The organism is Rhodanobacter geophilus (assembly GCF_040812275.1).
Classification (GTDB): domain Bacteria; phylum Pseudomonadota; class Gammaproteobacteria; order Xanthomonadales; family Rhodanobacteraceae; genus Rhodanobacter_A; species Rhodanobacter_A geophilus.
The window spans coordinates 376,321-394,579 of record NZ_JBFOHL010000001.1 but is presented as its reverse complement, the minus strand read 5'-3'; the positions used below and the strand labels follow the sequence as shown (position 1 = coordinate 394,579).

Here is an 18,259-nt window from a genome sequence, read left to right as displayed (position 1 = left end):
GGTGCTGCATGCGCGGGTTAGGCCGACGTTCGGCAGGCTTGCGGGCGCTCGCGGGCGTACCCATGCTAGAAGCTCACCCTGCCTGCCGCGACCGCCGAGCCCGCCATGGACCGCTACGAACGCATCCTCACCCTGCATCGTCTGCTGAAGTCGGCGCACTACCCGGTGCCGCTGCCGAAGCTGATGGACGAGCTGGAATGCTCGCGCGCCACGCTGTATCGCGACGTGGCCTTCCTGCGCGATGCGCTGGGCGCGCCGATCGAGAGCGCCGGCGGCGAGCATGCCGCGTTCCGCTACGAGCAGGGCGAGGGCGAGCGCTTCGAGTTGCCGGGGCTGTGGCTCACCTCCGACGAACTGGCGGCGCTGCTGGCGCTGAACGAACTGATCGGCCGCAGCGGTCCCGGCGTGCTGGCCGGCGCGCTGGCGCCGTTCAAGTCGCGCATCGAGCACCTGTTGTCCGACCGCGGCAGCGGCAAGGCGCTGCCGGTCGAGCGCATCCGGGTGATCCCGTGGGGCGCGCGCAAGCTCGACCAGCAGGCGTTCCGCATCGTGGCCGGCGCGGTGCTGGAGCGCAAGCAGCTGCGCTTCCGCTACCGCGCGCGCACCACCGGCGCCGACAGCCGCCGCACCGTGTCGCCGCAGCGCCTTACCCATTACCGCGACAACTGGTACCTCGACGTGTGGGACCACGACCGCGAGGCGTTGCGCAGCTTCGCGGTGGACCGCATCGCCGAGGCGCAGGCACTGGACGCGACCGCGCGCGACGTGCCCGAGGTGGAGCTCGACCAGGCGCTGGCCTCCAGCTACGGCATCTTCGCCGGCCAGCCCAAGGCCTGGGCCACGATCCGCTTCTCCTCGCACGCGGCGCGCTGGGTGGCCGACGAGCACTGGCATTCGCAGCAGAAGGGCGAGTGGCTGGCCGACGGCCGCTACGAGCTGCAGCTGCCGTATTCCAACTCGAAGGAACTGCTGATGGACGTGCTCAAGTACGGCCCGGACGCCGAGGTCATCGCACCGCTGTCGCTGCGCGAGGAAATGAAGATCCTGCTGCAGCTGGCGCAGGGCGCGTACCAGAGTCCGCCGCGCTGAGGCGTTACAGCAACGTCGATTGCGGTGCCGCATAGCTCAGCTCGCCGTTCTCGATGTGCGCCGCCGTGGTCCAGGGATGCGCCGCGTCGTGGTGCAGGTCGAGGATGTGGACCACCGCGACGCCGCGCTGCTTCAGCACGTCGGCGATGATGGCGCGGTGGCAGCGCCACCACACCGCTTCGGCGCACATCATCGCGGTGCGCTGGCGTGCCGCAAATGCCAGCAATGCCGCCAGCCCTTCGGCGAATTCCGCGCTGGCGAGGTGGTCGGCGTAGCCGCGGAACGCGGCGTTGCGCCAGGCGGTGTTCGGCGAGTCCGGCTGCACCCGGCGCCGGCCGCCCAGTTGGGGAAACCACTGGTAGCCGATGCCGTGCGCGGGCAGGCTGGCGGCCAGTGCATCGCGCGCGAACTGCGGCCAGCGTCGCGAGCCGGGGAAGCGGCGCACGTCGGCGATCGCCTCGATGCGGTACGCCGCGAGCAGGGCGAGGAACTCCGCCAGCGTGCGGGTGGAGTGGCCGATCGTCCAGACCGTGGCGGGTGCGGCGTTCACGCGATCTTCTGCAGCGCCGCGCCCTTGTGCATGGCGACGTGGTCGGTCCGGTCGCTCTTGATCTCGTACTGCGGATCCTCCGGACTGCAGCGGCGCGGATGTCCCTTGTACAGCGTGTCGCTCGTGTGCACCTTCACGATGCGGCCGCTGACGTGGCCGGCCTCGGAATTCCAGCGCACGTGGTCGCCGACGTGGAACTGCTGGCTCATGGTGGTGGTCCCAGCCTGCTGATGACGCCATCCATGTTCGCACCGGCCGCGTAGAGGCGCAGTCGCCGCCTGCAAGACGGGCAAAGGCGGGCTAGGATGGTCGCAACCTGAAGGAGCACGACATGCAAAGCGGCAACCCTGCACTCAACAAGAACACCTTCCTCGACGCGGCCAGCGGCGCGGTGTTCAGTCGCGACGGCGACGCGATGACCCTGAACGGCACGGTCAACAAGACCGGCCTGCTGCTGGTGCTGGTGGTGATCGGCGCGATGTTCAGCTGGAGCCGCTTCCACGGCGGCGAGAGCCTGCCCGCGCTGGGGCCGCTGGTGCTGGGCGGCGCGCTGGCCGGTTTCGTGCTGGCGATGGTCACCGCATTCAAGAAGACCTGGGCGCCGGTCACCGCGCCGCTGTACGCGCTGGCCGAAGGCGTGTTCGTGGGTGCGCTGTCGGCGATCTTCGAGCTGCGCTACCCCGGCATCGTGATGCAGGCGGTGGCGCTCACCTTCGGCACCATGGCAGCCATGCTGCTGGCTTACCGCAGCGGGCTGATCCGCGCCACCGACAAGTTCAAGCTTGGTGTGGTCGCCGCCACCGGCGGCATCATGCTGGTCTACCTCGCCAGTTTCGTGATGGGCTTCTTCGGCCACTCCTTCGGCTTCATCACCGGCAACAGCACCATCGGCATCCTGTTCAGCCTGGCCGTGGTGGTGATCGCCGCGCTGAACCTGATCCTCGACTTCGACATGATCGAGCAGGGCGTGGGTGCCGGCGCGCCGAAATACATGGAGTGGTACGGCGCGTTCGCGCTGGTGGTCACCCTGGTGTGGCTGTATCTGGAGATGCTGCGCCTGCTGTCGAAGCTGCAGTCACGCAACTGAGCCCGCGGGTTTCCCCTCTCCTGCTGCAGGGGAGGCCGGGGCTGGGCCGGGCGGGTCGCGGCGCGGCATCCGCTAAGCTGGCCGCCGACTCCGCTGCCGTGGATCCGCATGAGCCAGTTCGCCCTGTTCGGCCAGCGCCGCTTCGCGCCGTTCTTCTGGACGCAGGCGCTGGCGGCGTTCAACGACAACGCCTTCCGCAACGCGCTGCTGGTGCTGGTGGCGTTCCAGCTGGGGCTGGATGACCGCGCGGCCTCGATCTACACGAACTTCGCGCCGGCGCTGTTCATCCTGCCGTTCTTCCTGTTCTCGGCCAGCGCGGGGCAGCTGGCGGAGCGGTTCGAGAAGACGCGCATCATCCGTTGGGTAAAACTGTTCGAGATCGCCGCGATGGCGGTCGCGGCGGCGGGTTTCATCACCCACCACGTCACCCTGCTGCTGCTGGTGCTGTTCATGATGGGCCTGCACTCCACCGTGTTCGGGCCGATCAAGTACGCGATCCTGCCGCAGGCGCTGAAGCCCGTCGAGCTGGTGGGTGGCAACGGCCTGGTGGAGATGGGCACGCAGCTGGCGATCCTGCTCGGCATGATCGCAGGCACCACCTCGATGGGCGAGGCAGGGCCGTGGCTGGCGGCGGTCATCACCATAGGCGTGGCGGTGGTCGGCTACCTCGCCTGCCGCGCGATTCCGCCGGCGCCGGCCACCGCGCCGGAACTGAAGATCAACTGGAACCCGTTCGGCGAGACCGCGCGGGTGCTGCGCATCACCCGCGCCGATCGCGCGGTGTGGAACGCGGTGCTGGGCATCTCCTGGTTCTGGTTCTTCGGCACCGTGCTGATCGCGCAGCTGCCGATCTACACGCGCGAGACGCTGGGCGGCGACAACACGGTCTATACCCTGGTGCTCACGCTGTTCTCGATCGGCAGCGGCCTCGGCGCGCTCGCCTGCGAGAAGCTGTCGGGCCGGCGCGTGGAGATCGGCCTGGTGCCGCTGGGCGCGTTCGGACTCACCGTGTTCGGCGTGGATCTGTATTTCGCGCGGCATGGCCTTGCGCCGGTGCGCGGGCTTAACTGGCTGGGCTTCCTGCACGCGCCGGGCAGCTGGCGCGTGGTGCTCGACCTCACCCTGATCGGAGCCTTCGCCGGCCTGTACGTGGTGCCGCTGTTCGCCTTCGTGCAGGCACGTGCGCCGCGCGAGAAGCTGTCGCGCATCATCGCCGGCAACAACATCATGAATGCGGTGCTGATCGTGGCCGCGGCGGGCTTCGGCCTGGGCCTGGGCGCGCTGGGACTGGATGCGGTGCAGATCTTCCTCGCCGCGGCGCTGCTCAACGTGCTGGTGGCGACCTACATCTTCACCCTGGTGCCGGAGTTCATCCTGCGCTTCGTCACCTGGGTGCTGACCAATACCCTGTATCGGGTGCGCGCGGACGGCTTGCAGCATATCCCGGAGGAAGGGCCGGCCCTGCTGGTATGCAACCACGTCAGCTACGTGGATCCGCTGCTGCTGATGGCGAACCTGCGCCGGCCCACGCGCTTCGTGATGTATTACCGGATCTTCAACGTGCCGCTGCTGAGGTTCCTGTTCAGGACCGCCAGGGCCATTCCCATCGCGGGGCAGAAGGAAGATCCGGCCGTGCTGCAGCAGGCCTGGGATGCCATCGATGCCGCACTGGCCGACGGCGAGCTGGTGTGCATCTTCCCCGAGGGTGCGTTGACTCGCGACGGCGTGATCGCGCCGTTCCGCCCCGGCCTGGAGAGAATCCTCGCGCGCCGCCCGGTACCCGTGCTGCCGATGGCGTTGCGCGGGCTGTGGGGCAGCATGTGGAGCCGGCGCGATTCGGCGCTGCATCGCGCGCGCCTGCCGCGGCGTTTCCGCGCGCGGGTGGAACTGGTGGTGGATGCGCCGCTGCCGCCGGCGCGGGTGACTGCCGCATCGCTGGAAGCACGCGTGCGCGAGCTGCGCGGCGAGATGGCGTAGCGCCCGGGTTCCCGCCGTGGGCGGGCTCCTGCGGAAAATTGCAGGCTCAGCGCAGCCAGCCGCCGATCACGATCAAGGCCACCACGCTGAGCCAGGCCAGCAGGGCGCGCAGCAGCGCGCCGCGCAGGCGACGCAGCTCCAGCAGCGGATCGCTGCGCTCTTCGGCGTAGCCTTCGCCACCTTCGATGTCGACCTGGATGTCCGCGCGCGCCGCGGCGCCGAGGAAGCCCGGGCCCTCGTTGAGCCAGCCGTTCGGCAGGGCCTGCTGGTGCCAGCGGCGCCAGGCGCCGATCACCGCGTCCCAGTGGCCGACCAGGGCCAGCGTGAACACCAGCAGCTGGGCGGGAATCCAGTCCAGCGCGTTGGCGAAGCGGCGCGCGGCACCGCTCGCCTCGGCGTCCAGCCGCAGCGTGTCGTCATGGCCCAGCGCGCGCGTCAGCCGGTACAGCAGCGCGCCCAGCGGACCGAGCAGGAAGAACCAGAACAGCACGCCGAAGCGCCGGCGCAGCGCGGCATAGGCGCTCGCCACGCCCAGCTCGGCGGCGCGCCACGGCACGTGTTCGCCATCCTCGCCCAGCGCCTGCGCGGCGGCTTCGCGGCTGGCGCCGTCCGGCGCGGCGAGGATCGCTTCGAGATCCGCCTCGTACGCGTGCGGGCCGAAGCAGAACAGCAGTACCGCCAGCGCGAACAGCAAGTGCAGCAGGTCCGCCAGCGGCGACAGGCGCAGCAGCCAGATCGCCAGCGCGCACAGCACCAGCGGCAGCAGCAGCGCCAGCACCACGCGGCCGGTGCCGCTGGTGTCGCCCAGTTGCGCCACCCAGCGCCGGAAACCGGCGTCGTTGCGCCAGTGCGCGAGGCGCGGCTGCCAGTGCAGCAGGCCGAGGGCGATCAGGGCGGCGAGCAGTCGTATGGCCATGCGCTTCTCCGGGGGACAGCCGCATTGTATGCGAGCCGTCCGGCGGTCACATGACGCGCGTCGCCGCGGCTCAGGCGTGCGCGACGCGTGCCGCGAGCAGCGCGTCGAGTTCCATCCCCGCGCGCTCGCGCAACCAGTGCTGCAGCAGCCGGTAGGATACCGACAGCGGCGTGGGCGGCAGGAAGCTGCCATCGGCGATGCCGTCGGCGATCTGCTGCGGGGTGAACCAGCGGGCGTCTTCCAGTTCGCGGTCGCGCAGGCGGATCGCGGGATTGCGCGCCACCGCGGTGAAACCCACCATCAGCGAGGCCGGCATCGGCCAGGGCTGCGAGGAGTGGTAGTGCACCTCGCCCACCAGCACGCCGGACTCCTCCATCACCTCGCGGCGCACCGCGTCCTCCAGCGCTTCGCCCGGCTCGACGAAGCCGGCCAGGGTGGAGTAGCGCCCTGGCGGCCAGCTGGCCTGACGGCCAAGCAGGCAGGCGCCCTCGTGTTCCACGATCACGATGATCGCGGCATCGGTGCGCGGGAAATGCAGGCGGCCGCAGGCGGTGTTCGTGCAGTGCATGCGGTGGCCGGCGGAGACGATGGCGAGTGGCGCCCCGCAACAGGTGCAATGCCGCGTCTCGCGCTGCCAGTGCGCCAGGCCCTTGGCGTAGGCGAACAGGCCGGCCTCGTCGGCGGCCAGCAGCAGGCCGGCCTCGCGCAGACTGGCACGGCGCGCGGCGAGGCCGGCTTCCAGCGCCCCGGCACGGGCATCGTCCGCCAGCGCCAGCAGGAAATGCGGGCGCCCGTAGACGATCCCGAGCAGCCACGCCGGCATGTCGGCGCACAGCCGCTGGCGTTCGCCGGGATCGAGCCAGCGCAGCGCATCGCGATCGGCATGCAGGCAGGCACGGCCTTCGGCGTCGAGCAGCAGGAAGCGCGCGTCGGACGCACCGGCCTGCGTGGCCAGCCACGCCGCGTCGTCGCGGCGTTCGGCCATGCGGTCGAGGATCAGGCTGAGTCCGGCGAAGGTGTTGCCCTGTGTAGCCGCGCCCATACTCAGGTGGAGAACGAGGAACCGCAGCCGCAGGTGGTCTTCGCGTTCGGATTGCGTATCACGAACTGCGAGCCGCCGAGGTTCTCGCTGTAGTCGATCTCGGCGCCGGTGAGGTATTGCAGCGACAGCGGGTCGCACAGCAGGGTCACGCCCTCGCGCTCCAGCGCGAAGTCGTCCTCGGCCTGGGCCTCGTCGAAGGTGAAGCCGTACTGGAAGCCCGAGCAGCCGCCGCCGGAGATGTACACGCGCAGCTTCAGCGCGGGGTTGCCCTCTTCCGCGATCAGCTCGTGCACCTTGCGCGCGGCGGCCTCGGTGAACAGCAACGGCGCGCCGCTGCTGCGGTAGTCGGGAACGACGGGAAGCGGGACGACGGTATCCATGGCACTCAGATGGGGGCGCGGGCGAATGGCACAAGCATACTTCGCCCGCCTTGCCGTGGCATGACCGCCGTCGCGGTCAGCCCTGCATCTTGCTCTGCAGGTAGCGCTCCGCGCCGATGTCCTTGACCAGGCTCTGCTGGGTCTCCAGCCAGTCGATGTGCTCTTCCTCGTCGTGCAGGATGCCCTTGAACAGGTCGCGGCTGACGTAGTCGGCGATGCCTTCGCTGTGCGCGATCGCGGCACGCAGGTCCTTGGTGGCGGCCAGTTCCAGGTCGAGGTCGCCCTGGATGCACTCCAGCACGTTCTCGCCGATGCGCAGCTTGCCCAGGTGCTGCAGGTTGGGCAGGCCGTCGAGGAACAGGATGCGCTCGATCAGGCGATCGGCATGCTTCATCTCCTCGATCGATTCCTTGTACTCGTGCTCGGCCAGCTCCGCGTAGCCCCAGTCCTTGAACATGCGGTAATGCAGGAAGTACTGGTTGATCGCGGTCAGCTCGTTGTAGAGCACCTTGTTGAGGAATTCGATGACCTTGGCGTCGCCCTTCATGGCCGTCTCCGCGCGCTGGGGATGCGACGACTATACGAAGTCCGCCGTGATGCGAGCGGAACGCGAATGGCAATGGTTTGCGCGCGGGAACGCGCCGGCGGTTCAGGCGGCCGCGACGAAGGCAGGCAGCGCGGTCGTGGCGTCGTGCTGCTCGAGGGCCTGCGCGAGGCAGGCGCGTGCCTCGGGCTCGCAGCAGCCGCAGCAGTCCGAGCAGCCGGTGCGCGCCTGCAGCTGCGCGAACGTGCGCACGCCGTCGGCGACTTCGCGGCGGATGTCGTGGTCGGTGACGGCGTTGCACAGGCAGATGTACATGCCGCGCATCAGAACGCAAATGCGAATGATTGTCAACTATGCGGATGGCGCCGGCGCCGTGCCGTTCAGGCGGCGCGCCAGCCGTGCCGCGGATCGTCCGGCGGAACGTCGCCCGCCTCGCGCGGCGGGGCGCAGCCCAGCTCGATCCGGCACATGCCTTCCACCAGGGGCGCGAAATGGCGCAGGGCGCGCTCGTACACCTGCCGCTTGAAGTTCACCACGTGGGCGGCCGGGTACCAGAAATCCACCCAGCGCCAGATGTCGAACTCGGGCTTGTCGCACGCATCCAGCCGCAGCGAGGCCTCGTCGCTGACCAGCCGGAGCAGGAACCACACCTGCTTCTGGCCGATGCAGGTGGGGTGCTGGTGGTGGCGCACGTAGCGCTGCGGCAGCTTGTAGCGCAGCCAGCCGCGGGTGGAGGCCACCACCTCGACGTGCTCGGGCGCCAGGCCGGTTTCCTCTTCCAGTTCGCGGTACATCGCTTCCAGCGGCGTCTCGTCGCTGCGCATGCCGCCTTGCGGGAACTGCCAGCCGTCGCGGTTGATGCGGCGCGCCCAGAACAGGCGCCCGTCCGCATTCAGCAGCACGATGCCCACATTCGGACGGTAGCCATCGACGTCGATCATCTCGTCATCCTCGGGCCATGCCGCGCGCCGACAGCAGCCGGCACGCGCAAGGCGATGACCCGATTCAACCATGCAGGCCGGGGCGCGGCAAGCCGGAAAACTTGAACCGGAGCGTGCTCGCCATTAAACTGCCGCGCCCCGCCTCCGGGATCCCTGCGATCCGTCGCGGCGGTCTTCCCCATGGCTATGTAGCTCAGCCGGTTAGAGCACAGCACTCATAATGCTGGGGTCGGTGGTTCGAGTCCACCCATAGCCACCATCGAATTACGCAAACAAGCCCATGAACCACATGGGTTTTTTGTTGCCTGCGACGATGCGACCGTACCCTGGGCGAGTGCCTACACGATCGGCACCTGGCTGACGTTGTTCTTCGGATCCATCCAGAACGACTCGTTCATGAAGCGGCCGAAGATCTCGCGCGGCAGGATGGAGGTGCGCTCGATCGGCTCCACCTTCGGGCGCACGGTGTGCAGGCCGGGCATGCCGACGCGGGCGTCGAACTCGTCCGCCTGGTAGGCGATGTGGTCGAAGTCGTGCTCGAACCAGGGTTCGCCGATGAACTGGTAGACCGCGCGCAGGGCCGCCGCCGGATTGCGCACCAGGCTTTCGTAGGTGAGCAGCAGCAGGTGGCCTGGGGCGTACTGGCCGTAGAACGCGTCCTTGGTGGCCTGGAAGGCGAAGCCCACCATGCCGCGCGGGTCGGTCAGCGCCTCGACGCGCGAGTACACCGTGGTGTTGGTGTCGAAGCGGAACACCTTGCTGACGCCGACCGGCTGCCGGCGCACCAGCCGCTCCATGCTGTCCAGCACCCAGGACAGCTGGCGCACGCAGGCGATGACCTTCGCGTCCGGGAACAGCGTGTCGAGCAGCTGCATCCGGCTGCACCACAGCCGGCTGGTGTCGAACACGATGCCGGCATCGCCACCCGGCTGCCCCGCGTAGAAGTTCTCGACCAGGCCGCGCAGCATGGCGACGCGCTGCTCGTCGGAGACGTCGAAGGAAAAATCGTTCTTGCTGCTCGCCTCCGCGATCACCACGCCCATGATGTCGGCCAGCGGGCTGGTCATGCCCGCGTGGAAACGCGGGTTCTGGTTGAGGATGGCGGCCAGCAGCGTGCTGCCCGAGCGTGGCAGACCGGAAATGAAGTGGAACTTCCGGGGCGGCTTCGCGGCAGCGGGCGTGGCGGGCATCTGGGCTCCTCCTCTGGATCGATGGCGTGGACTGCGGAAAGGCGTCCCGGCAGGGTGCCTGGTGGATGGTACGTGGCCCGGACTATGGCAGGGGTGCGGTCGAGGCGCGGATGCGCATTTCGTAGTCGACTTCGACCATCCTGGCGTCCCCCTTGCCCAGCACGCGCAGCAGCAGCTCTTCGGTGGCGCGCCGACCCATCTCGCGCACGGGCTGGTGGATGGTGGTCAGCGGCGGCCACACCTGCGTGGCGATCGTGGTGTCGTCGAATCCGCAGATGGAAACGTCGCCCGGCACCGACACCCCCGCTTCCGCGGCGGCCCAGATCGCGCCGACGGCCATGTCGTCATCGGCGGCGAAGATGGCGGTAGGCCGCCGCGGCAGGGCCAGCAGCTGGCGCATGGCCGCCACGCCCGACTCGAAGGAAAACCGGCCCTGGACCATGTACGCGGGGTCTTCCTTCAGTCCGGCGCGCTGGAGGCCGTCGCGAAAGCCGGCCAGGCGCCAGACGCCGGCGCCGTGCTCGGGGTCGCCGAGGATGTGGGCGATGCGGCGGTGGCCCAGCGCCACCAGGTGGTCCACCATCGCCGCGGCGGCTTCGCGTTCGTGCAGCATCACGCCGATGCAGCCCTTGGGGTGATGCGGCGCGATCGAGGCAAACGGCAGGCCGTGCTTGCGCAGCGCGTCCAGCAGCTGCGGGTGATCGGTGATCGGCGGCGTGAGGATCAGGCCGTCGGGCTGGTGCCGCGACAGGATGTCCTCGACCCGCTCGACGAGATCCGGCGCCGTCGAGACCAGCGGTTGCACCATCATGCTGTAGTGCTGCGCCTGGCACGCCTGCAGCACGCCGGCCTGCACTTCCATGATGTAGCTGGGCGACAGGTTGTCGTACAGCAGGCCGATCATGAAGGAGCGGTTGGTCGCCAGGCTGCGGGCCGAGGTGAGCGGCCGGTAGTTGAGTTCCGCCATCGCGGCCAGCACGCGCTCGCGCACGGTATCCCGCACGTTCGGCTCGTTGTTGAGTACGCGCGACACGGTCTTTTTCGAGGTGCCCGAGGCATGGGCGACGTCGTCGATGGTCACGCGCGTCATGAAAGTCCGGCCGGATTCAAGGGTTCGTTTTCCGCAAAGCGTCTGCCTGGCTTTCGGCGGCAAGCGGGATGCTCCGGGTCGGAACGTTCCAGCCACTCACTTCGACGACCGGCGCCGCCGTCCCCTGCGCGGCGTAATGCGCGGTGAGGGTGAGCGATTCGCCGGGCCACAGCGTGACGTCATTGTCGCTCCACAGGATGGGCAGTGCGAGATCGCCATGCGCGCCACGCCGGATCGACACGTGCTGGAACAGCGCCACGGCCCTGGACGATGCGGGCACCGACAGCGTGACCGTGGCGATGTCCTCGGCTCCCTCGCGCCGCATCGTCGCCCGGACCATGCTGGTCGCGGCCGGCAGCGACTGCAGGGCGGTCAGGTCCGCGTATTGCGTCAGCGGCGTGAGGTACCAGTTCGAATGCACCCAGTCGAGCCGGTCCGGTTGGCTGGAAAGCCAGTAGACGTTGCGGCTGACCGGCTTGCCGGCCATCGATGCGAGGTCGAGCTCGATGAAGTAGGTGCGCGACAGGCCGGGGATGGCCGGCAGCGTCGCCAGCTGCAGCGTGCGGTTCCCCGCGAGGCTTATGCCCTGCAGGCGCTGCTGGTAACGCACGCTGCCGTCGAGATCGCGCACGCGGATGTCCGCCTGCAGGCCGTGTGCGTCATCCAGCGTGTGGTTCACCAGCACGATGCCGTTCGAGTCGTAGGCATACTGGATGTGCAGCGGCTCGTTGGCCTTCTTGGCGCCGAAGTAGGCGCCGGCCGGATTCAGGTAGTAGTCGTACAGGTGCCAGTGCAGGGAAGGCCAGGCATTGTTGAGCATCCAGTAGATCACGCCGGTCGCGGGACTCGCCGCATCCATCCGCGCGTTGAACGCCTCGAACTGCGCGCGCACGTTGTCGTAGTTGTCGAGCTGGGCCTTGGCGACGTAGTCGGCAAGGCTCCGGGGCTCGCCATAACGCCGGGCCAGCGCGGTGTCGAACGGCGTGATGCGCGCGAACGGCGACCAGGCCGCGGAGGCGTGGTACTGCCGCAGCTGCGGGTACTTCCACAGCGCTTCCAGTTCCTGCGGCGAAAGCATGCGCACCAGGTCTTCCAGTCGCGGGATATCGGCGCCCGCGCTGGTTTCGGAGTTGAAGCCGAACGCGCCACCCAGCTTGCCGGCGTACCAGTACGCCGGCGGCACCCATGCGTAGGGCCCGGTCATCTTCATGCCGGACGGCCCGGTCTCCGCCGTGGCCTGGTCCGATGCCGCCGCGACGATCGGCAGCGTCCAGCCTGCGGCATGCAGGGTGTCGACGTACATCTTCGCGATGGCCGGCGGCGGTGCGTTGTCGCTGCCGATCAGGAAGGCGATCACCGACGGGTGGTTGCGCAGCAGGCGCGCCTCGCTGGCCATGGAGTCCTCGGCCACGTTGCCGTCCGCGGCGTCCCACGGCTCGCCGCCGGTCCTGGCGGCCGACTCCCATTTGTCGCAGCACTCCCAGCCGGCGAGGATCAGGATGCCGTCGCGGTCGGCGAGCTCGTAGAAGCGCCGGTCCTCCAGCTTGCCCTCGCTGCGGATGGCGTTGAGCCCGAGGTTGCGGACGTAGCTGAACTCGGCCTCCATGCGCGCGGGGTCGTCGCGCAGGAACATGTCCGGCGCCCAGCCCGCGCCGCGGATCAGCAGCGGCTTGCCGTTGATGAAGAACTGGCGATAGCCCTGCTTCGTGAGGCTGGAACGGACGCTGCGTATGCCGAACGTCGTGCCGGCCCGGCCGGAGATCGCGCCGTCGACGGTGGCCGCCAGCTGCAGGGCGTACAGCGGATGCGCGCCCATGCCGATCGGCCACCACAGCTTCGGATGGTCGAGCGCCAGGCCCGGGTCGGTCTTCGGCGAGAACGACACGGTCTGCGCCTGGCCGGGCGCGAGGCGGATCGTCTGCCGCAGCGGAACGCCGGCCACCACGCCGGTGATCGTCGCCTCGTGCGCCACCGCGTCGAGGTTGCGCGCCTCCACCTGCACGGTCAGCGCGGCGCGCGCGAGATCGGGCAGCGACAGCGTCGGCGTCACCTGCGGGAAGCGCAGTTCGACCGGCCCGGTCTGCACGATGTCCACGCCCCGCCACGGGCCCATGTTGTTGTCCGGCGGCGTCGGGTTCCAGTCGACCCAGCCGATCGACAGGCTCTTCCTCGGGTCGCCCGGATGCACCCGCAACGCGAGGGTGTTGCTGCCCGCGTGCACCCAGCGCGTCACGTCGAACTCGTGCACGGGATAGGCGCCGGCGACGGCCGCATGGTCGGCGACCGGTTGCCCGTTCACCCACACGTCGGCGCTGGCGATCATGCCGTTGGTGCGCAGCAGCGTGCGCCGCCCCGGCGTTGCCTTGGCCAGGGTGAACCCGGCGCGATACCACCAGGGGATCACGAACGGGCTGCCGCTGGCATCGGGCTCCTCAACCGCGCGCAGGTTGTCGCTGTGGAACACGTCCTTGTACACGCCGTTCTCCAGCAGCCCCGCCATCACCGTCGCGCGGCCGCTCACCGGGTACCAGCCGCGGGTGGAAAAGCCGGCGGAAGAGATCTCGGCACCGCCTTGCTGTGCCTTGGCGCTGGACTGGATCTGCCAATGGGCGATGGCGGTGGAGCCGGCATCGCCAGCCACCGGCGTGGGGGCGTAGGCGATTCCGGCGTGCGCTTGCGGCGCGGCCGCCAGCGTCAGCACCAGCATCATCCGGAACACGGGTCGGGCCGGGATACGCATGGCTTCAGTCACTCCCAAGATAGGCTTCGCGGATTTCCACGGGGGCGAACGGCCAGGACCGGTTGATCCTGGCCCAGATCGCGAACACCACCAGGCCGGCGACGATCCACGCGCCGGACAGGATCAGCGACAGCGTGGACGCCGACACGTAGACGTAGATCCAGCCCAGCAGCGCGATCGCGCACGGCACCGGATACAGCCATTGCCGGTACGGCCGCCGGAGCGTCGGCTGGCGCTTGCGCAGCACCACCAGCGCGGCGATCTGCGCGATCGACTGCACGATGATGGTGGCGGCCAGCAGCATGTTGATCACCTCGGTCAGGTCGAAGAACGTGCCGATCGCCGTCACCACGCCCATCGTGAGCAGGGCCACGTGCGGGAAACCGTGCTTCGCGTGCAGCTTGCCGAACACGGACAGGAACACCTTTTCGTGCGCGGCCTGGAACGGCACGCGCGAGCCGCCGAGCAGGCCGGCGAACACCGAGGCGAACGCGGTCACGATGATCAGGATGGTCATGCCCGCGGCGGCCAGGTGTCCCCAGCCGCGCTCCACCACCAGCGAAGCCACGGACCGGGACCGGGCGATCTCCTGCCACGGCGCCACGCCGAGCACGCTGATGTTGAGGATGAGGTAGACGAACATCATCGCGATCACCGAGATGATGATGGAGCCGGGCATCGTGCGGCCCGGGTTGCGCAACTCGTCGCCCATGTAGGCGGTGGTGAAGTAGCCAAGGTAGTCGTAGATGCCGAGGATGAGTCCCGCGCCCAGGCCGACGAAGAAGTGGCCGCCGAACGCACCGGCCGGGTAGCTGAAGGCGTAATCCGCGTGGAAGTCCGAGAAGCCCGCCGCCGACACGCCGATGACGGACACCAGCATGATCACCCACAGCGCGATGGTGATCGCGCGTATCGATTCGATCCGCCGGTACAGCAGCCAGGTGACGAGCCCGGTCGCCGCCAGGCTGACGAGGTGCACCGGCCACCAGCCCAGATCGGGGAAGAAGTACTCCAGATACTCGACCATGCCGATGATGCCGGTCGACATCAGCAGGGGGATCGTCAGCAGCACGGTCCAGATGAACAGGAACGGCATCAGCTTGCCGGTGCGGTACTGGAAGGCTTCGCGCAGGTAGACGTAGCTGCCGCCGGAGCCGGGCATGGCGGCGCCCAGCTCCGCCCAGACCATGCCGTCGGCCACCGCGAGGATCGCGCCGGCGATCCAGCCGACCACCGCCTGCGGCCCGCCCATGGTGGCGACCATGATCGGGATGGTGATGAACGGCCCGATGCCGCACATCTGGGTCATGTTGATCGCCGTTCCCGAGAACAGGCCGATCGAGCGATGGAAGTTGCCGTCGCCGGCAGGCCGGGTGGTGTGGGAGTCCTGCATGTCTACCTTGCCGTTGTCGGGTGCGGGCATGGCGCCGCGGGATGGGGCCTGGGTCCGGGGCACGGCCGGGATGCCGGCTGCGCGCATGGCGCAACCGGTCCGCCGTCTCCGGTCACCACTGTCCGCGTATGCCGACCATGAACATGCGCTCGGAGAAATTCGAGTGCGCGGGCTGGTCGGGCCACACGAGGTAGTACCGCTGGTATTCGTTGGTGAGGTTGGTGCCGTCCACGAACACTTCGGCGTACTTGTTGAGCTTGTACGAGACCGACGCGTCCAGGTACTTCTGCGGCGCCTCGTACATCTCCATGCCCGTGATGCCGCCCACGCTGTCCATCACCGCCCGCCGCGAACGGTAGTTGTACGCGACCCGGGCCTGGAAGTGGTCGTCCTGGTACCACAGGATGAAGTTGCCGGACTTGGTGGAGTTGTCCTGGAACGGGATCTTGGCGCCAGACAAGTCCCGTTCACCCGAGTTGCTGGGCGCGTAGGTGGCGTTCACCTCCATGCCCGTCCTGGACAGGATGCCCGGCAGGAAGGTGAAGCCCTGGCGGTAGTCGAACTCCGCGCCGTGGATGCTGTTGCCGGTGCCCTGCACCGGCTCGTTGATCACGATGCAATGATTGCGTACCACGCCATCCTCGTCCGGCAGGGTGCAGTTGGTCACGCTGCCGTTCTTGATGAAGCTCTGCATGTTGATGCGGAACAGCGCGAGGCTGAGCATGCTGGTGGGGTTGATGTAGTACTCCAGCGATGCGCCATAGTTGGTGGAGCGCCACGGGTTGAGGTCCGGGTTGCCCGATGACTGGCCGTTCGAGACGCGGAAGATCGGGCCTTGCGGCGTCTCCATCAGCGAGTAGTTCAGCTGCAGGCCGCCGCCCCAGGTGCTGAGGTCCAGCGGCATCATGTTCTTGGAGTAGGCCAGGCGGAATTTCAGGCTGTCGGTGATATCCAGCGAGAAGTTGGCCGACGGCAGCACGTCCTGGTAGTTGCGCCTGGTGAGGGAGGTGCCCACGTCGGCGGGTTCGTCGCCGTACGAACCCGGGTCGCCGCTCAGGTGCTGGGTCACGTCCAGGTTGGTGCGGATCACGCGCACGCCGACGTTGCCGCTGTAGGGCATGCCGCCGAACGTGCCGCTGAAGTCGCCCTGCAGGTAGCCGGTCAGCTCCTTCAGCCCCACGCCCCAGGTGGTGCCCGGCTCGCCCGCCTCGATGGTGTCCGGATAGAGCGACTTCCAGTACGCAACGGGATTGATCATGGCGGAGGGATCGACCGCCCAGAAGTTGATGCCCGAGCCGAGCAGGTTGGTGTATGCCTTCCAGTTGCCCGACAGCGGCGCCGGCGTCTTCGGCATGGGCAGCGCGGAAATCGGCCCGGCGCGGTAGGCGCCCTGGTCGTTGCCCGCGGTGCACGAGCCGCTGTCCATCACCACGTCGGCGCCGACGTAGCGCACCAGGCATCCGTTCGGGTCGCTGGCGCCCATGCCGGCGTACACCGGCGTCTCCAGCGTCCAGCCGATGTTGTCGGCATGGCGGATGCTGTTGCGCACGCCGAATTCGAGCTTGAAGCCGTCCTCGAAGTCGTACTTGCCGTCGAAGCGCAGCGCGTTGAGGCTCACCTGGCGGTCGTAGTCGCCGGAGGATTCCAGCGTCTTCATGGTCCAGCCGCTGGGATTGGCAAAGGCGGCGGCCAGCGAGGCGGGCATGCCGATCGTGAGGTAGCGGCCGCCGAAGTTCGCGATGATAGGCATCGTGTTCTGCGGGATGCCGTTGGCATTGAACACGCGGTTGCCGCCGAGCTGCGACGGAAACACCATGGTGCCGGGCGGCACGGCGGAAGCGCTGCCGTCCACCATCGCGTTGGGCCACAGGGCGCCGTCGGAGTCGGAGACGTTGATGTCGGTTTCCACGTTCGACTGGAACGCCGTGTCGTGGACGCCGCGCAGGCTGGCCGTGAACGCGCCGCCGTTGTCGTAGTCCAGCTGCAGGTTGAAGTTCTTCGCGTTGGAGCTCTTCTGCGTGATCTGCGAGAACGACTCCACATCGCCGGGCCACTTCTCGTACACCTGCGTGGTGTAGAACTGCGAACCCTGCCAGCCCGGCTCCGGCGTGCCGTAGGAGCCGAGGGCGGGGCTGCCGGTGTTGCGCGACTGCAACGGCACGTAGGTCGCGCCCTGCCAGTTGGTGGAGTTGAACTGGATGCCGACGTTGCGGTCGTACTCGCGCTGCTGCGAGTAGAAGTAGTCGCTGGTCAGGCTGAAGCCGTTGCCGAGATCCATCTGGAACGAGGCGTTGCCGGACTTGCGCTTGCGCTGGGTGGTGGTGTCGTAAAGGCCGAAGTTCTGGCTGCCCATGAACACGCCGTTGGATTTGCCGTCGCCGTTGACGTCCACGCTGCCGTCGGCGTTCTGCGCGATCTGCGACGGGATCGGCGCGCCGTTCCAGCCGGACAGGAAGCCGTAGTAGCCGCCCGCGCTGGCCGCGTTCTCGCCGTTGAGCACCACGCCGTACTGGTCCAGGCCCTCGGTGGAGTTCATCCGCGTGGTGTTGGAGAAATCGGCGGAGACCAGCAGTCCCCAGTGGCCGTCGTCGTTGAACGAAACGAGGCCGTTGGCCTCGGGTCCCCAGCGGTTGGTGGTGGTGCCGCGCTCGCCGTTGGCGGAGTAGCTGTAGGTGAAGCCGCTGGGCAGGTCCCAGGGGCGGTAGGTATGCAGGTCGATGGCGCCGCTGATGCCGCTGTCGGTCTCGTTGGCGGTGGACGACTTGACCACGTCCACGCCGTGGAACAGCGTGGACGGCAGCATGGTGAAGTCGGGCTGCTGCGAGTCGATCTGGTCCGCGGTGATGAACACTTCGCCGTTCAGCATGGTGCCGACCTGGGGCAGGCCGCGCACGTCCACCGAGGTGCCCACGCCGGCGTCGCGGTTGATCTGCACGCCGGTGACGCGCTGCAGGGAGTCGGTGATGGTCACGTCGGGCAGTGCACCGATGTTTTCCGCCGTGATGCTGTCCTGGATGTTCGGCGCCTCGCGCTTCAGGTCGATCGCGCGCATCTGCGAGGCGCGCACGCCGGAGACGGTGACGGTGGACAAGGTGACTGCCGCTTTTTCCTTCGCGGCGTCGGCGGCCCTGGACTTGGCCTGCGCGGCATCGGTCGACGGCGCTGCCGGCGTGTCTTGCGGCGCGGCGGCCTGCGCTCCCGGACTGTCCGCCTGGGCACCCGGGTGCGGCGATGCCATGGCGGAGGTCGCCACGACGGCGAGCAGCGACATGGATATGGCGAATGACAAGGGGTGCTTGCGATGGTCGGTGGACATGGGC

The 18,259-nt window shown here is 68.5% G+C and carries 16 protein-coding genes and 1 tRNA gene; 4 read left to right on the top strand and 13 right to left on the bottom strand.

Annotated features, from left to right (window positions below):
• Positions 1 to 105 precede the first annotated feature (105 nt).
• Entirely contained in the window at positions 106 to 1,089 is a 984-nt protein-coding gene (locus tag ABQJ56_RS01740) for a helix-turn-helix transcriptional regulator (RefSeq protein WP_367843263.1), read from the top strand.
• Positions 1,090 to 1,093: 4 nt separating this feature from the next.
• Here the strand turns inward: ABQJ56_RS01740 and ABQJ56_RS01735 are convergent, their stop codons facing one another.
• Positions 1,094 to 1,639: a DUF488 domain-containing protein gene (locus tag ABQJ56_RS01735; protein ID WP_367843262.1), complete on the bottom strand. Its 546-nt coding sequence runs from the start codon at positions 1,637 to 1,639 to the stop codon at positions 1,094 to 1,096.
• Positions 1,636 to 1,848 carry a hypervirulence associated TUDOR domain-containing protein gene (locus ABQJ56_RS01730; RefSeq protein ID WP_367843261.1) on the bottom strand — a complete coding sequence of 71 codons (213 nt, stop codon included), beginning with the start codon at positions 1,846 to 1,848 and terminating at the stop codon, positions 1,636 to 1,638. The genes ABQJ56_RS01735 and ABQJ56_RS01730 overlap by 4 nt, the downstream gene beginning before the upstream one ends.
• 122 nt (positions 1,849 to 1,970) lie before the next feature.
• Between ABQJ56_RS01730 and ABQJ56_RS01725 the strand changes: the two genes are divergently transcribed.
• On the top strand, positions 1,971 to 2,726 hold the full coding sequence (locus ABQJ56_RS01725; RefSeq protein WP_367843260.1) for a Bax inhibitor-1/YccA family protein: 756 nt from the start codon (positions 1,971 to 1,973) through the stop codon (positions 2,724 to 2,726).
• A gap of 108 nt (positions 2,727 to 2,834) precedes the next feature.
• Positions 2,835 to 4,703: an MFS transporter gene (locus ABQJ56_RS01720; RefSeq protein WP_367843259.1), complete on the top strand. Its 1,869-nt coding sequence runs from the start codon at positions 2,835 to 2,837 to the stop codon at positions 4,701 to 4,703.
• 46 nt (positions 4,704 to 4,749) lie between these two features.
• Here ABQJ56_RS01720 and ABQJ56_RS01715 read toward each other — a convergent pair whose 3' ends face one another.
• The 6 genes from ABQJ56_RS01715 to ABQJ56_RS01690 all read right to left on the bottom strand — a co-directional run bounded on the left by ABQJ56_RS01715 (position 4,750) and on the right by ABQJ56_RS01690 (position 8,526).
• Positions 4,750 to 5,619, bottom strand: coding sequence for a beta-lactamase induction protein (locus ABQJ56_RS01715; protein ID WP_367843258.1), 870 nt, complete (start codon positions 5,617 to 5,619; stop codon positions 4,750 to 4,752).
• Between the two features lie 70 nt (positions 5,620 to 5,689).
• Positions 5,690 to 6,661 (bottom strand): NAD(+) diphosphatase, encoded by a 972-nt coding sequence (gene nudC, locus ABQJ56_RS01710; protein ID WP_367843257.1) that lies wholly within the window; start codon positions 6,659 to 6,661, stop codon positions 5,690 to 5,692.
• Positions 6,662 to 6,663: 2 nt separating this feature from the next.
• Positions 6,664 to 7,041 (bottom strand): iron-sulfur cluster insertion protein ErpA, encoded by a 378-nt coding sequence (gene erpA, locus ABQJ56_RS01705; RefSeq protein WP_077484063.1) that lies wholly within the window; start codon positions 7,039 to 7,041, stop codon positions 6,664 to 6,666.
• Between the two features lie 76 nt (positions 7,042 to 7,117).
• The gene (bfr, locus tag ABQJ56_RS01700; protein WP_367843256.1) at positions 7,118 to 7,588 is read right to left on the bottom strand and encodes a bacterioferritin; all 471 of its coding nucleotides are present in this window, start codon (positions 7,586 to 7,588) and stop codon (positions 7,118 to 7,120) included.
• A gap of 102 nt (positions 7,589 to 7,690) precedes the next feature.
• Positions 7,691 to 7,909: a (2Fe-2S)-binding protein gene (locus tag ABQJ56_RS01695; RefSeq protein ID WP_367843255.1), complete on the bottom strand. Its 219-nt coding sequence runs from the start codon at positions 7,907 to 7,909 to the stop codon at positions 7,691 to 7,693.
• Between the two features lie 56 nt (positions 7,910 to 7,965).
• Complete coding sequence (locus ABQJ56_RS01690) at positions 7,966 to 8,526, bottom strand: RNA pyrophosphohydrolase (RefSeq protein WP_367843254.1); 561 nt, start codon at positions 8,524 to 8,526, stop codon at positions 7,966 to 7,968.
• A gap of 182 nt (positions 8,527 to 8,708) precedes the next feature.
• On the opposite strand from ABQJ56_RS01690, the gene ABQJ56_RS01685 reads away from it, so the two are divergent.
• Positions 8,709 to 8,785 (top strand) — tRNA-Met (locus tag ABQJ56_RS01685).
• Positions 8,786 to 8,864: 79 nt separating this feature from the next.
• On the opposite strand, the gene ABQJ56_RS01680 is transcribed toward ABQJ56_RS01685, so the two are convergent.
• The 5 genes from ABQJ56_RS01680 to ABQJ56_RS01660 form a co-directional block, all read right to left on the bottom strand.
• Complete coding sequence (locus ABQJ56_RS01680) at positions 8,865 to 9,716, bottom strand: sulfotransferase family protein (protein WP_367843253.1); 852 nt, start codon at positions 9,714 to 9,716, stop codon at positions 8,865 to 8,867.
• Positions 9,717 to 9,798: 82 nt separating this feature from the next.
• Entirely contained in the window at positions 9,799 to 10,806 is a 1,008-nt protein-coding gene (locus ABQJ56_RS01675) for a LacI family DNA-binding transcriptional regulator (RefSeq protein ID WP_367843252.1), read from the bottom strand.
• 16 nt (positions 10,807 to 10,822) lie between these two features.
• Positions 10,823 to 13,546 (bottom strand): glycoside hydrolase family 2 protein, encoded by a 2,724-nt coding sequence (locus ABQJ56_RS01670; RefSeq protein WP_367843251.1) that lies wholly within the window; start codon positions 13,544 to 13,546, stop codon positions 10,823 to 10,825.
• Positions 13,547 to 13,550: 4 nt separating this feature from the next.
• Complete coding sequence (locus ABQJ56_RS01665; protein ID WP_367843250.1) at positions 13,551 to 14,939, bottom strand: APC family permease; 1,389 nt, start codon at positions 14,937 to 14,939, stop codon at positions 13,551 to 13,553.
• A gap of 112 nt (positions 14,940 to 15,051) precedes the next feature.
• Positions 15,052 to 18,255, bottom strand: coding sequence for a TonB-dependent receptor (locus tag ABQJ56_RS01660; RefSeq protein ID WP_367843249.1), 3,204 nt, complete (start codon positions 18,253 to 18,255; stop codon positions 15,052 to 15,054).
• Between the last annotated feature and the right edge of the window lie 4 nt (positions 18,256 to 18,259).

Bases quoted from the DNA above. Each gene is read 5' to 3' on its own strand.
- bfr (WP_367843256.1), bottom strand. From the start codon at position 7,588: ATGAAGGGCGACGCCAAGGTCATCGAATTCCTCAACAAGGTGCTCTAC.
- erpA (WP_077484063.1), bottom strand. From the start codon at position 7,041: ATGGATACCGTCGTCCCGCTTCCCGTCGTTCCCGACTACCGCAGCAGC.
- ABQJ56_RS01670 (WP_367843251.1), bottom strand. From the start codon at position 13,546: ATGCGTATCCCGGCCCGACCCGTGTTCCGGATGATGCTGGTGCTGACG.
- ABQJ56_RS01695 (WP_367843255.1), bottom strand. From the start codon at position 7,909: ATGCGCGGCATGTACATCTGCCTGTGCAACGCCGTCACCGACCACGAC.
- ABQJ56_RS01715 (WP_367843258.1), bottom strand. From the start codon at position 5,619: ATGGCCATACGACTGCTCGCCGCCCTGATCGCCCTCGGCCTGCTGCAC.
- ABQJ56_RS01740 (WP_367843263.1), top strand. From the start codon at position 106: ATGGACCGCTACGAACGCATCCTCACCCTGCATCGTCTGCTGAAGTCG.
- nudC (WP_367843257.1), bottom strand. From the start codon at position 6,661: ATGGGCGCGGCTACACAGGGCAACACCTTCGCCGGACTCAGCCTGATC.
- ABQJ56_RS01730 (WP_367843261.1), bottom strand. From the start codon at position 1,848: ATGAGCCAGCAGTTCCACGTCGGCGACCACGTGCGCTGGAATTCCGAG.
- ABQJ56_RS01660 (WP_367843249.1), bottom strand. From the start codon at position 18,255: ATGTCCACCGACCATCGCAAGCACCCCTTGTCATTCGCCATATCCATG.
- ABQJ56_RS01720 (WP_367843259.1), top strand. From the start codon at position 2,835: ATGAGCCAGTTCGCCCTGTTCGGCCAGCGCCGCTTCGCGCCGTTCTTC.
- ABQJ56_RS01665 (WP_367843250.1), bottom strand. From the start codon at position 14,939: ATGCAGGACTCCCACACCACCCGGCCTGCCGGCGACGGCAACTTCCAT.
- ABQJ56_RS01680 (WP_367843253.1), bottom strand. From the start codon at position 9,716: ATGCCCGCCACGCCCGCTGCCGCGAAGCCGCCCCGGAAGTTCCACTTC.
- ABQJ56_RS01690 (WP_367843254.1), bottom strand. From the start codon at position 8,526: ATGATCGACGTCGATGGCTACCGTCCGAATGTGGGCATCGTGCTGCTG.
- ABQJ56_RS01675 (WP_367843252.1), bottom strand. From the start codon at position 10,806: ATGACGCGCGTGACCATCGACGACGTCGCCCATGCCTCGGGCACCTCG.
- ABQJ56_RS01725 (WP_367843260.1), top strand. From the start codon at position 1,971: ATGCAAAGCGGCAACCCTGCACTCAACAAGAACACCTTCCTCGACGCG.